Annotated in this window: 8 protein-coding genes; 3 read left to right on the top strand and 5 right to left on the bottom strand. The window is 69.7% G+C overall.

All coding sequences use genetic code 11. The features are described 5' to 3' along the window. Nucleotides 1–990: 990 nt before the first annotated feature. Together BLT60_RS14860 and BLT60_RS14865 are read right to left on the bottom strand one after the other, a co-directional pair. Nucleotides 991–2,580: a chloride channel protein gene (locus BLT60_RS14860; protein WP_342028600.1), complete on the bottom strand. Its 1,590-nt coding sequence runs from the start codon at nt 2,578–2,580 to the stop codon at nt 991–993. A gap of 148 nt (nt 2,581–2,728) precedes the next feature. Beyond that, on the bottom strand, nt 2,729–3,817 hold the full coding sequence (locus tag BLT60_RS14865; RefSeq protein ID WP_090877803.1) for a class I SAM-dependent methyltransferase: 1,089 nt from the start codon (nt 3,815–3,817) through the stop codon (nt 2,729–2,731). Between the two features lie 110 nt (nt 3,818–3,927). On the opposite strand from BLT60_RS14865, the gene BLT60_RS14870 reads away from it, so the two are divergent. After that, nucleotides 3,928–4,965, top strand: coding sequence for a GlxA family transcriptional regulator (locus BLT60_RS14870; RefSeq protein ID WP_090877363.1), 1,038 nt, complete (start codon nt 3,928–3,930; stop codon nt 4,963–4,965). 3 nt (nt 4,966–4,968) lie between these two features. Here the strand turns inward: BLT60_RS14870 and BLT60_RS14875 are convergent, their stop codons facing one another. Continuing rightward, the gene (locus BLT60_RS14875; RefSeq protein ID WP_090877365.1) at nt 4,969–5,895 is read right to left on the bottom strand and encodes a DMT family transporter; all 927 of its coding nucleotides are present in this window, start codon (nt 5,893–5,895) and stop codon (nt 4,969–4,971) included. Between the two features lie 208 nt (nt 5,896–6,103). Between BLT60_RS14875 and BLT60_RS14880 the strand changes: the two genes are divergently transcribed. Together BLT60_RS14880 and BLT60_RS24940 are read left to right on the top strand one after the other, a co-directional pair. Continuing rightward, nucleotides 6,104–7,519, top strand: coding sequence for an FAD-linked oxidase C-terminal domain-containing protein (locus BLT60_RS14880; RefSeq protein WP_090877366.1), 1,416 nt, complete (start codon nt 6,104–6,106; stop codon nt 7,517–7,519). A 51-nt stretch (nt 7,520–7,570) separates the two neighbouring features. Next, the gene (locus BLT60_RS24940; RefSeq protein ID WP_090877368.1) at nt 7,571–13,270 is read left to right on the top strand and encodes an AsmA family protein; all 5,700 of its coding nucleotides are present in this window, start codon (nt 7,571–7,573) and stop codon (nt 13,268–13,270) included. Between the two features lie 7 nt (nt 13,271–13,277). Here BLT60_RS24940 and BLT60_RS14890 read toward each other — a convergent pair whose 3' ends face one another. Further along, entirely contained in the window at nt 13,278–13,496 is a 219-nt protein-coding gene (locus BLT60_RS14890; protein WP_244521281.1) for a ribbon-helix-helix domain-containing protein, read from the bottom strand. An 11-nt stretch (nt 13,497–13,507) separates the two neighbouring features. After that, nucleotides 13,508–13,696 (bottom strand): DUF4169 family protein, encoded by a 189-nt coding sequence (locus BLT60_RS14895; RefSeq protein ID WP_090877372.1) that lies wholly within the window; start codon nt 13,694–13,696, stop codon nt 13,508–13,510.

Here is a 13,696-nt window from a genome sequence, read left to right on the forward strand (position 1 = left end):
ACGGCTCACGGGGTGTGGAGCGGCGCCTGCTCTGGCCGGGGTATCGGACCCTGGCCGGACCGGGAGGCCTTCGCGAGTAGCCCGCCGGCATTACGACCGGCTGTGGGACATGACCCACCTTAAGGGCGGCCGCCAGCCGGGCACGGGGCAACCCGTTTCCCGGCGAAGTCCCCGGAGGGATCCAGGGAGCCACCTCGCGGTGGTCGGGCGTCCGGAGCGCAGAAAGCGGAGTGCCGAAAGTCGCCGCGGCGGGCGCTCGGGAAGCGCCCATTTCCGCCCCGGAAACCATCCCGGGGCCACCGGACGCTTGTCGAGCGCCCGCCACCCCTCGGGCTTTTGCCTGGGGGGCACCAAGAGGCGAGGAGGACCGAAAGGTCCGACCGGGACAAAAGAGGCGAGGACGGCCGAAGGCCGGACCGGGAAGGAAAAAAGAATCATAGCCCGGAGCGGTGTCGCTCGCGGCAATGATGGAGCGTGCGCTGTCGATGTCGCACAAGCCGATACACCCCACCGCCGTCATGGCCGGGCTTGACCCGGCCATCCACGCCATGACGTTGACGCCAACGCCGCACGATCCCGGGACTGGCGCCGCGATGGCGTGGATGCCCGGGTCAGGCCCGGGCATGACGTCGTCTGTGTGTCGGGCGCCGCGCCATCCTGTCATCCCCGGCGAGCGCCGGAGGCGCGAGGGAAGGGGAACCAGTAACCGATGCCGGCGCAGAACGAGGCCCGGCATCGTTTACTGGATCCCCGCCTTCGCGGGGATGACAGGTTGGTGTTTGGTGTGCGTGCCCGGTTGCGATGGAGCGCGGGTCTTGAAGGCCCTGGTGACGGCCCCCCACCGCTCATCCCCGCGAAAGCGGGGACCCAGTCCTGGCGAAGCCAGGCAGGGAAGAAGGTCTGGATCCCCGCTTTCGCGGGGACGAGCGGGAGACGGGCAGCGGGGACGGGCGGGTCGGTGGGAAGACGAATCCGCCCGCGCGCCAGCTGCTACCGGCTCTGCTCGACGCTCGACTCGATCAGCGCCTTGTTGAAGCGGCCCAGCGCCCGGACCTGGGTGGCCCAGCCGACGAGGTGGGCGCGGTCGGCGGGGTTGGTGACGGGGATGCGGTCGCGGCCGCCGGCGTCGAAGACGCGCAGCGCCGTCTCCAGCGTGTCGTCGGAGCGCAGCGCCGCCTCGCGGTCGGCCTCGGCCAGCGTCGTGTCGTCGCCGGGCGCCACCGGTTCCATGAAGTCGGCGACGCGGATGGTCTTCATCACCACGCGGTGCGGGCCTTCGTGGGTGGCGAAGCCGCGGGTCTCGAGCTGGGCCTGGAAGAAGGAGCGGCCGAGCACCGCGTTGGAGATGCCGTTGGCGATCGATACGGTGAGCAGCAGCGCCATCGACAGGGCGAAGCCGCCGGTCAGTTCGAACACCATGACGGTGGTCGAGATCGGCGCGCCGAGCAGGGCCGCGGCGACGGCGCCCATGCCGAGGATGGCGTAAAGGCCCTCGCTCGAGCCGACGCCGGGAAAGACCGTCGTGGCGATCAGGCCGAAGGCGCCGCCGGTCATCGCGCCGAGGTAAAGGGCGGGGGAGAAGATGCCGCCGCCGAAGCGCGAGGCCAGCGCGATCGCCGTTGCCGCGGTCTTGGCGACGATCAGCGCCAGCATCAGGAGGAGCGGCAACTGGTCCTTGAGCGCGGCGTCGGTCGTGTCGTAGCCGACGCCCAGCACCTCGGGGAAGAAGATCGCGATGGCGCCGATCATGATGCCGCCGACCGCCGGCCGGGCGATCAGCGGCATGGTGACGGTGCGGGCCAGCCAGTCGGTGACGAGCATGGCGACCTGGAAGGCGATGGCGACGCCGGCGCAGACGACGCCGAGCAGGATGAAGGCCGGGACCTCGAGATAGCTGCCGATCTCGTAGGCGGGAACGACGAAGGCGGCGACGTTGCCGAACCAGGCCTGGGAGACGATGGTCGCGGTGACCGAGGCCAGCACCAGCGGCACGAAGGAGGTGATGGCGAAATGGCCGAGGATCACCTCCTGGGCGAACAGCACACCGGCGATCGGCGCGTTGAAGGAGGCGGCGACGGCCCCGGCGACGCCGGCGGCGAGCAGGGTGCGGCGGCCGGCATTGGGCAGGTTGAGCCGGGTGCAGGCGGCCGCCGCGATCGAGGCGCCGAGATGGACGATCGGTCCCTCGCGGCCGGCGCTGGCGCCGGCGCCGAGCGACAGGGCGCTGGCCACCGCGTTGAGGAAGCCCTGCCAGAGCCCGAGGCCGCGGCCGGCATTGATCCGCGCCTCCATCACGTCGGGCACAGCGCCGGTGCGCTTGCCGGCCAGCAGGTAGTTAAGCATCAGCCCGACCAGCAAGCCGCCGATCGCCGGGGCAAGCAGGATTACCCACCACGGCTGCTGGCGCGCGGCGGCCGCGACATTCTCGGTCATCGTGCCGAGCCACGGCCACTGGAAGATGCCGATGGCGAGGCGGAAGAGAATGGCCGCGCCACCGGTGGCCAGCCCGACCAGCGGCGCCAGCAGCCAGACGGCCGGGTGCCGGCCCTGCTGGAAGATCCGCAGATTGGGGATCGTCAAGCGGTGGGCGATGTCCCGGAGATTCGCGCGGTGCGACGCCATTCCTCAGGTCTAGCGGCCGCACCGTATGGGCTCAAGCGGCCGGTCGCACGCCGGGGAGCCGGGCGGCGGATCGCCACCCGGCCCTGGTCCGGCTCCAGCCCGGGTCTCACGGCTTCCGCGACACGAACCAGACGTTCATCGGGTCGTGCGGCAGGCGGTTGCAGGTGACGCTGACAAAGCCGGCGTCCTTGAGGAAGGCCTCGGCAGTCTCCCAGCCCCACATCGTGCCGAGCCCGGCGCCACCCTGGCCGAGCGACACCGGCATGCAGTGGGTCAGCGACACCGCGTAGAGGAAGGCGGCGAGCGGGAAGTCGAGGTTGTTCTCGAGATGGTCCGAGCCGCCGATATCCTGCATCAGGTAGACGCCGCCGGGCTTCAGTGCGCCGAACAACCCATGCACCAGCCCGGCCGGGTCCTTCTGGTCGTGGACCGCGTCGAAGGTGGTGATGAAGTCGAAGCGCTCCCGCTCGTCATAGCCGGTGAGGTCGCGGGCCTCGAAGCGGATGTTGGTGAGGCCGGCGCTGCGGGCCGCCCCTTCAGCATAGCGGATGGCGTCCTCGCCGAGGTCGTAGCCGACGAAGCGGCTGTTCGGATAGCGCGTGGCCATGGCGATCAGCGCCCCGCCGCGGCCGCAGCCGGCGTCGAGCACGTCGATCCCCGCTTCGAGGCGTTCGGCGATCCCGTCGACCAGCGGCAGGATTGTGTCGAAGAGCTGGCCGGTGACCGTCTGGCCGCTGTCCTCGGCCATCATGCCGTGGAAGTGCGGATAGTCGTGATAGTGCAGGCCTTCGCCACTCTCGAGGCGTTCGAGAATCTTGTCCTGCAGGGAGCCGATCAACGCGACGAACTGGCCATAGACCGCAAGGTTGCCGAGCGCGCCATCGCGGGTGAGGCAGGCGGCGTGCTCGGCCGGCAGGGCATAGGTCCGCCCTTTCGGCGCGTAGGTGACGATGCCGCCGGTGACCATGACGGCGAGCCATTCGCGGACGTAGCGCTCGTCGAGTTCGGCGGCGTTGGCGATCGTGGCGCTGGTCGCGGCCGGCAGGCCGGCCAACACGTCGAACAGGCCGGACCGGTGGCCGATGGCGATCATCGCGGCGATGGCGCCGTGGTTGAGGATCGAAAGCGTCTTGTCGGCGAAAGCCTCGGCTTCGGCCTGATCGAAAGCCGGCGCGGCGGCGGGAAGGGCTGACATGGGGTTCTCCATTGGTTGCATTGACGATGGACAGGGGAGATACCGGGGGAGACATGCGCGCGTGAGCGGCCATTCGGACAAAAGCGGGGCTTTTGAGCCATGGACAGATCATGACATCGGGCAAGGATGCGCCGATCGTGTCGGTCAGCCTGCTTGCCCTGCCGGAAACCACCCCGGCGACGCTTTACGGGCTCTACGAGGTGCTGCTGTCGGTCGGCACGGCCTGGGGTGAACTGACCGGGGAGGCGAGCGACTGCGGACGCTTCGAGACCCGCATCGTCTCGCCCGAGGGCGAGCCATTCACGACCACCATGGGCATACCGATCGCGCCGCATGCCGCGACGCGCGACGTGGCGCGGACCGACATCGTCGTGGCCACCGATCTCACCCTGTCGCCGCACGTGGATCCGCGCGGCCGCTGGCCGGCGGCGGCGGAGTGGATCGGCCGGCAGTACGAACAGGGCGCGATGCTCTGCTCGGTCTGCACCGGGACGGTCCTCCTGGCCGAGGCGGGCATTCTCGACGGGATCGAGGCGACGACGCATTGGGCCGCGGCGCCGCTCTTCAAGGCCTATTATCCCGGTATCGACATCCGTGCCGAACGCGTCCTGTCGCGCGGCGGGGCGGACGGGCGGATCGTCACCAGCGGCGGCTCGGCGTCATGGGAGGATCTCGTGCTCTTCCTGATCGCCCGGTTCCGGGGCGAGGCCGAGGCGATCCGCATCTCGAAGATCTTTGTCTTCGGCGATCGCTCGGAGGGGCAGTTGCCCTATGCGGCGATGCGCCGGGCGGACCGCAGCGAGGATGCGGTCGTCGCCGATGCCCAGGCCTGGGTGGCCGACAACTACGCGGCGGCAAACGCGGTGGCGCGGATGGTGGCGCAGTCGGGCCTTGCCGAACGGACCTTCAAGCGGCGGTTCAAGACGGCGACCGGCTATGCCCCGGTCGACTATGTCCAGACGGTGCGGGTCGAGGAGGCGAAGCAGATGCTGGAGACGACGCGCGAGCCGACCGACGCGGTGGCGCACGCCGTCGGCTACGAGGACGCGGCCTATTTCCGTCGGCTGTTCAAGCGGAAAACCGGAGTCACGCCAGCGCGCTACCGGCAAAGGTTCCAGTCGCTTGGCAGGATCGGGCGGAGCGGCTGACGGTCAACCTTGCCGGCGGAGAAAGGCGAGCGGCCGTCCGTCGATGACGCCGAGGCCGATGCCGATGGCGGCCATGCCGAGGAAGTGGTGCGGCGAGAGCCGCTCGCCGAGGATGACCGTGCCCAAGAGGATGGCGCTGACCGGAATGAGAAACGTGACCAGCATCAGGTTGACGGCGCCGGCGGTGGCGAGGATGCGGTAGTAGATGACATAGGCGAGGCAGGTGGCGAGCGCCGCCAGTCCGAGGATCGCGCCGAAGACCTCCGGGCCGGGCACGGGCAGGGCCCAGGGCCGGTCGACGATCAGCGCCATCGGCGCCATGACCAGTGCTGCGGCCGCGATCTGGCCGGTGGCCGCCGGCAACGGCTCGACGCCGGTCCTGGCGAAGCGCCGGGCAAAGACGGCCGAGAAGGCGTAGCTGAGGGCCGCGGCGAGGATCGCCAGCTGGCCGAGCAGGTGACCGCCGACCACATCGAGCAAAGCGTCGGCGCCCATCATCATCACGACGCCGCCGAAGCCGATGAGCAGGCCGGCGACGGTCGCCGGCGTCATCCGTTCGTCGCGCGTGTAGATATGGGCGACGAGCACGGTGAAGAAGGGCGTCGTCGCGTTGAAGATCGAGGCGAGGCCGCTGGCCATCTGGGTCTGGCCCCAGGCAATCAGGCTGAAGGGGATGACGTTGTTGAGCACGCCCATCAGCAGGAAGGCCGCCCAGACCTTCGGCGCGACCGGCATGCGCCGGCCGGCGATGCGGACCACCAGGTAGAGGAAGCCTGCGCCGAGCAGCAGGCGCGCGGCAACCAGGGTGAAAGGCGGCAGGGCGACGAGGATGACCGCGTTGAAGAAGAACGAGCCGCCCCACAGCATGGACAGCGTCACCAGCAGCCCCCATTCGGCGACATTCATGGTGCGGTGGATGGCTGCTGGCATCGACGACTCGGGGGATTCGGGCGTGGGGCGCGACTGTAGGCGCAGGCACCCGGTGCCGCATTCCGATTTCGACCTTTCGATCAGCGTTTTGGCGGCGCCAATCCGGGCAGGGCGGGTGGCGGATCGCGATTAATGTAGGCTTTGGCTCATATTCGCCATTTTGCTAGGTTGCCTGAACGAAGCAGGCAGAAAGGCTTTCCGAGTCGAAATGACGATTCCCATCGCCATCGAACCCGTCTCCCGCAACGAAGCAGGCATCGCCACGGCTCTGCCGTTGCTTGCCCAGCGGTTCGGCGAACGATTCGCCCAGTCCGAGGCGGTGCGCCAGCAGCATGGGCATACGCTGACCTGGCTGACCAACCAGCCGCCGGACGGCGTCGTCTTCGTCGAATCGACGGAGGAAGTGGTCGAGATCGTCCGGGTCTGTGGCGAACATAGGGTTCCGATCATTCCGTTCGGCGCCGGCTCGTCGCTGGAAGGCCATCTCAACGCGCCGGGTGGCGGCATCTCGATCGACTTTACCCACATGAAGCGGGTGATCGCGGTGCATGGCGAGGATCTCGATTGCGTCATCGAGCCCGGCATCACCCATTACGAATTGAACGAATACCTGCGCGACACCGGGCTGTTCTTTCCGATCGATCCCGGCGCCGAGGCGTCGCTCGGCGGGATGGCGGCGACCCGCGCCTCCGGCACCAACGCGGTGCGCTACGGCACGATGCGCGACAATGTCATCAACCTGACGGCGGTGATGCCCGACGGCTCGGTGGTCAAGACCGGCAACCGGGCGAAGAAATCGTCGGCAGGCTACGACCTCGCCCGGCTGCTCATCGGCTCGGAGGGCACGCTCGGCGTGATCACCGAGCTGACGCTGAAGCTGCACGGCATCCCGGAGGCGATCTCCGGCGGCGTCTGCCCGTTCCCGACGGTCGAGGACGCCTGCAACGCGGTCATCATGACCATCCAGAGCGGTATCCCGGTAGCCCGGATCGAGCTGCTCGACGCGCTGCAGGTCAAGGCCTGCAACGCCTATTCGAAGCTAGATCTTGAAGAGGTGCCGACGCTTTTCGTCGAGTTCCACGGCTCGCCCGCCTCGGTCGCCGAACAGTCCGAGGGCTTCGGCCAGATCGCCGCCGAATTCGGCGCCGGCGCCTTCATCTGGGAAACCTCGGCCGAGGCCCGCAACAAGCTGTGGAAGGCGCGGCATGACGTCTACTGGGCCTGCGTCGGGCTGCGACCGGGGGCCAAGGCGATCGCCACCGATGCCTGCGTGCCGATCTCGCGGCTGGCGGAATGTGTCGGCGAGACCGTCGCGGACATCGAAAAAACAGGTTTGGTCGCTCCAATCGTCGGCCACGTCGGTGACGGCAACTTTCATGTCACAATGTTGCTGGATATCTCAGACGCCGACGAGGTCGAACGGGCGGCAGGATTTGTCGGCCGGCTCAACATGCGGGCGATCGGCATGGACGGTACCTGCACCGGCGAGCATGGCGTCGGCCAGGGCAAGATGAAATACCTCGCCGCCGAGCATGGCGCCGGGGTGGCGGTTATGCGAACCATCAAGCGGGCGATCGACCCCGACAACATCATGAACCCGGGAAAGATCATTGCCGCGAACTGAGCGAAACGGGGCGCGCCGACCGAGAGGAGGTCCACGCTGAGCAGGCTCTTAGTGATCCTTGGGAGCCTCGCCGTGATTGCGCTTTTTGCGGCGCTGATCGGCCCGTGGTTCATCAACTGGGACGACTACAAGGCCAATTTCGAGGCCCAGGCAGAGAAAATTCTCGGCCAGCCGGTGCGTGTCGTCGGCACGGCCGACGCGTCGATCCTGCCATCGCCGTCGCTGACCTTCACCAATGTCGAGGTTGGCGACACCGAAGGCCAGCCGATGATGACGGTCGAGCGTTTCGCCGTGACCATCGAACTCCTGCCGCTGATGCAGGGCGAAATCCAGGTCATCTCGATGAAGCTGGAAAAGCCCACCGTCCGGGTGTCGATCGACGATGTCGGCCAGGTCGACTGGTTCCATCGCTCGGAAGCCTCGCGCGATCTCAACCCGGATTCGGTGGTGCTCAATGGCGTCGAGGTCCACGACGGCACGGTGATCTATACCGATGCCGGCGCTGGCTCGACGGTGCGGCTCAACGACATCCAGGCGTCGATCGAGGCGCGGACGCTCTCCGGTCCGTGGCGGATCGAGGGCAGCTATGCCGACGAAGGCATCCCGGTCCAGTTCACGGTCGCCACCGGCCGCCGCAACGACGACGGCTCGCTCAGGGTCAAGTTCGACGCGACCCCCGCCCAGTGGCCGGTCGCCATCGGCACCGACGGCGTGATCGCCGGCAGCGAGGACGGGCCGACCTATGAAGGCACCTACAACCTCACCCAGATCGTCGCCGCCGAAGGCCGCGAGGCCGGCGATTCGCCCGGCTGGCGCAGCGAGGGCAGCTTCAACCTGACCCGCGACCGGCTGGTGATCGACAAGGCGATCCTCACCGAAGGCCCGCCCGACCGGCCGTCGAGCTTGGCTGGATCGATGACGGTCGAACTCGGCAAGGAGGCCCGCTTCGAGGCGACGATGCAGGCGCGCCAGCTCGATCTCGACCGATCGCTCGGCGAGGGGCCGACCAAGCCCGTCGAGGTTGGCGCCGCCGCCAACAGTTTCGTCGAGTGGCTGGCCGGCGTTCCGGTGCCGCCGATCCCCGGCCGGGTCCGGTTCAACGTGCCGGGTATCGTGGTCGGCGGCAGCGTCATCCAGGACGTGCGCTTCGTCGCGATGCCGGAAGATGCCGGCTGGCAGATCGAGGGCTTGCAGGCGCGGCTGCCCGGCCAGGCGACCTTCCAGGCCGATGGCCGGCTGTCGACCGGCGAGAATGTCGGCTTCGGCGGCGTCGTGCGGCTGGCTGTCGGGCAGCCGGCGACCTTCGCCAACTGGTGGCGCGGCAAGAGCTCGGGCGGGGCAGGGCGGCTGCTGGCGCCCTTCGACCTGTCGGGCCGGGCGACGGTCAATCTCGGCGGCATCGCCGTCGAGGGCATGACGACGCGGATCGGCGACGCGACCATCACCGGCGGCTTCTCATGGTCGCGGGCGACCGCCGAATTGAGCGAGCGCAAGCTGCGCACCGACCTCCAGGCCGACCGTCTCGACTTCATCCAGATCAAGGCGCTGGCGGAACTGCTCGGCGGCCGGGACTTCACCGACGCGACCGCCATCGCCGACAGCTACGCGATCAAGCTCTCGGCCAGTGAAATGGCGATCGAGGACGTGCGGATGCGCGGCGTGATGATCGACGCGGCCTTTGCCGGCGGCGGGCTTGCCGTCAACGGCATCGAGGTCGGCGACATCGGCGGCGCGTCGCTCAAGGTCACCCGCGGACAGATCGACGACGTGCTGACCGAGCCGCTCGGCCGGATCGAGGCGCAGCTGACCGCCGGGACTCTGACCGGGCTCGCCCGCGTCGTCGACCGGGTGATCCCCGACACGCGCTTCTCGCGCTGGTTCCTCGAGACGGCGCCGTCGCTGGCGCCGGCGTCGCTCAGCCTGACCATCGATTCGGTGATGGAAGACGGTGCGCCCAATTCGCGGCTCGACATCAAGGGCTCGGCCGGCGCGACCAATTTCGACAGCAGCATCGAGTTGGCCGGTGCGCCGACATCGTGGCGGAACGGCCGCGCCAGCTTCACCGGGTCCCTGACCTCCTATGATGCGGTCGGCGTCGCGCGCCAGGTCGGCCTGGAGCCGGTCGGCCCGACCATCGGCGGCGCCCGCATCAGCGTCACCGCCGCCGGCATCCCGTCCAAGGGTCTCGAATCGACGCTCCAGGGCAGCTTCGGCGGGTTGACGCTGGAAAGCGCCGGGACGCTGGTCCTCGCCGCCGACCTGCCGCCGACCTTTGCCGGCAGCTTCGACCTTGAGACAGACAACGTCGAGCCGCTGATCAACATGGTCGGGCTCGGCATTCCCGGCGCCGCGCTCGGCACCCCGGTGGCGCTGGCCGGCGACATCACGTCGCTCGGCCCCTCGGCCGAGGTCGTCTGGACCAACGGCCAGATCGCCGGCCATGCGGTCAGCGGCAAGGTCCGCGTCGCCACCCGCGCCGATGGGGGCATCCGGCTCGACGAGGGCGACCTGCAGATCGATACCGTCGACGCCGGCTGGATCGCATCGCTGGGACTCGGCTTCGCGCCGTTGCCGACCGGCGACCCGGAAGCGCCGTGGTCGAAGACGCCCTTCGCCGAGCCGACCTTCGGCCAGCTCGAGGCGGCGATCGACGTGGCGACCGAGGAACTGACCCTCGGCAATTCGATGCGGGTGAGCAACGCGCGGCTGGCGGTGGCGCTGGAGCCGAACCGGGTCGCCTTCGACGTCCTGTCGGGCGAGGTGCTCGGCGGCAGCGTCGTCGGTGGCTTCACCATCCGCAATGTCGGCGGCAACGCCAATGTCGCTGGACGCCTCAGCCTGGTCGATGGCAACCTCGACACGATCATCTGGCAACGCGCCGGCCGGGCGGTGGCGACGGGCACCCTCGACATGTCCGCCGATTTCGAGGCGACCGGGCGGTCGCCCTCCGGCCTGATCTCCTCGCTGACCGGCGGCGGCACGCTGGCGATCCACAATGGCGAGGCGCGCTATGTCAATCCGCGCGCGGCGAACCTGGTGATCCGGGCCTCCGACCTCGGCCAGCAATTCAGCGAGGAGCAGCTTCGCGACCTCTTCGCCAGCTATATCGACGGTGGTTCGATGAGCTTCACCGAGGCGGAAGCGGCCTTTTCGATCGCCGCCGGAACGCTGCGGATGCAGAACATGACGGTCAAGACCGGCGCGGCCGGGGCGTCGGGCAGCGCGGCGATCGACCTCAATACGCTGACCATCGACAGCGACTGGACGCTGACCCTCGACCCCGGCAACATCGACAACAACGAGGGCTCGCCGCCGCAGGTCGGCATCGTCTTCCGCGGGCCGCTGTCCGAGCCGACCCGGATCTTCGACGTTCTCCAGTTCAACTCCTACCTCAACATCCGGCAGGAAGAGCGGATCCAGCAGATCCTGATCCTCGAGGAAGAGGCGCGGCTCGAGAAGGACCGGCTCAACCGGCTGCGTCGCAAGCTGCGCGAGGATGCCGAGCGCCGCGAGCGCGAGGAGGAGGAAGCGCGCCAGGCGCGGGTCGATGCCGCCGCCAGCGCCCAGGCGCTGCACATCATGCGCGCGCGCCAGGCCGAGGCGCGGGCGGCTGCCGAGACGGCGGCGTGGTGGGAGCGGATGACCGCGGCGGCGGACGAGAAGGCGGCGGCCGAGGGCGCCGCGGCGGACGCGGCCGAGGCGGCCGAGGCCGAGAAGCAGCAGGCGGCGGCCGCCATGGAGGCGGTCGAGACCTTGCGGGTCGCGATCACCGCGGCGGGCGACGCGCAACGCCTGGCGACCGGCGAACTGGCCGAGGCGAGCGCGGCGATGGCCGCGGCCGAGCAGGTCGTCGCCGACCGGCGGGCGGCGCTCGCCAGCGCCGAGGCCCGTGCGACCGCGGCAGCCCAGGCGGTAGAAGATGCCAACGCCGCGCTGGAACAGGCCGAGGCAAACCGCGATGCATCCGGCGGAGATGCCGGCAGCGCGGCGGCCGACGTCGAGGCGGCGCGCGCCGCGCTGGCTGCGGCCGAAGAGCAGGTGGCGATCGCCCGGGCGGCGGCCGATGAGGCCGTGGCGCGGGCCGACGAACGCGCCGATCGCGCCGCGGCGCTTGAGGAAGCGGCGCGGATCGCGAGCGAAGAGCGCGCTGCGGCGGCGACCGATGCCGACGTCAAGGCCGATACCGAAGTGGCGGCTACCGAACAGCGGAAGCAGGCCGAGGAGACCGCCGAAGCGACGGCCAGCCGGGCGGCTGAGGCAGAGGCCGAGGCCAGTCGGGCGGATGCGGCCATGGCGGCCGCCGTTGGGCTGGCTGGACAGTTCGACGTGACGCTGACCCAGGCGCAGGACGATGCTGCCGCGGCTGTCGTTGCGGCCGAGGCCGCCGAGGCGGACCTGATCGTCGCACAGCAAAGGCTGGCGGCGGCGGAGGAAGCCGAGGCTGCGTTGACCGCAACCGTCGCCGAACTCGAGAAAGCCGAGGCCGTGCCGGTCGATGACGCTACGCCCGGTATCGACGCCTTCGACATGAGCGATGAGGCGGATGCCGGGAATGCACAGTTGGAGACGGCCCGCGCCGATCTGCAGGCTGCCAGGTCTCGTGTCGATGCGGCGCGGGAAGAGCTGGATTACGCCGAGACGCGGGTCGCCGAGGCGGCAGAGGCCAAGGTGTCCACTGCCTTGCGGGCCGACGCGGCAGTGATTGCCCGCGACGATGCGGTGGCGAAGGCCGAGTCGCTTGTCGCGCCGGCCGATGTGGCGCGCGACGAGGCCGTGAAGGCGCGCTCCGATGCCTCCGTCGCGGCGCTGACCGCGGAGGCCGCGGGGACTGCGGCGGACAATGCTGCTGCGGCGGCGGAAGCAGCAAGGGTGCTGGCGGCGGAAAAGGAACAGGCCTACCAGGTCGCGGCCAATGCTGCGGCGGAAGCCCGGTCGGCGGCCGAGCAGGCGGCCCTGGAGGCTGACGCTACCGAAACGGCGGCCGCGAATGCGGCGACGGCGCTGGCCGATGCGCGGGCTGTCGTCGAGGCGGCCTCCGGTGATCGCAGCACCGCCGAGCAGCGTCTGGCGAACGCCGAGGCGGCCGTGTTAGCGGCCGTCGACGCCCGGGCGCGGGCGATCGACGGAATGGAGCAGGCGGCGTCCGCCGTCGACATCGCCGCTGAGGCGCTGGCCGAGGCTGAAACCGCGCTGGCCGATGCGTCCGCCGTGGTCGCGGAGAAGACGGCGCAGGAGAATGAAGCGCTGGATCGGGGACGCGCTGCGCTCGCCGAATTCCGTGCAGCGCAGGACGCCGCGACAGAGGCGGCGCTCAAGGCCGAAGCGGCCGAAGCGGCGGCGCGCGAGGCGGCGCAGCGGGCAGCGGCGTTGCCGCGCGGCTGGGTCGAGGGCCAGGTGAGGGGCGACCGGGCGGAAGCCCCGGCCGACGCCACCGTCATCACTGGCTCGGCCGCCGACGCGACCCCGGTCGCGGACCCGGCGCCTGAACCGGACCCCATCGTCGTCGCCGAGCCCGAGCCCGAGCCGGAGCCGGAAGCCGAACCGGAACCCGTGCCGGCGTCGCTCACCGACGCGCCGGCCGACGAGGACGAGGAGACCGCGTTGACGATCGAGCTCCTGCCGCCGACGGTATTGCCCCGGCCACGACCGGACCGTGCGGCCGAGACCGCGCTGGATGCATCGACGCCCGTCGCCGACCCGGTCCGGCTGCCGACCGACGCGGACCCGCTGGTCATCACGCCGCCGAACTGAGGCCCGGTCAGCCGTCTGGCGCGGCGATTTTCCGATAATGCTGGAGCACGAAGATCCGGATCGCCGAGGACAGGTTGACCTGTTCGGGCCGCTCGCGGTCGATGTCGGCGATCACCGCGGCGACGCTCCGCTTCCGGCTTTCGGCGATTTCAGTCAGGCCGTCCCAGAACGGGTCTTCCACCGAGACGCTGGTGCGATGGCCGGCGATGGAGATCGACCGCTTCATCGAAAGAGCGCTCAGGTGTCGTCCGGCTCGCGGCGATGACCCTCAATGTGACGGTCGGCCTGCGTCCGTTGAGCCTGCTCGACCTCTCTCTGGGTCTTCGTCAGGCCGTGGCGGCGGCGGTTCTCGGCGGCTTGCTCGTCCTTTCCGGCGCGGCTTTTCGCCTTGCGGAAGCGGCGGAGATTGACGACCTCGCCGGTCAT

This window comes from Bauldia litoralis (genome assembly GCF_900104485.1).
Taxonomy (GTDB): Bacteria; Pseudomonadota; Alphaproteobacteria; order Rhizobiales; family Kaistiaceae; genus Bauldia; species Bauldia litoralis.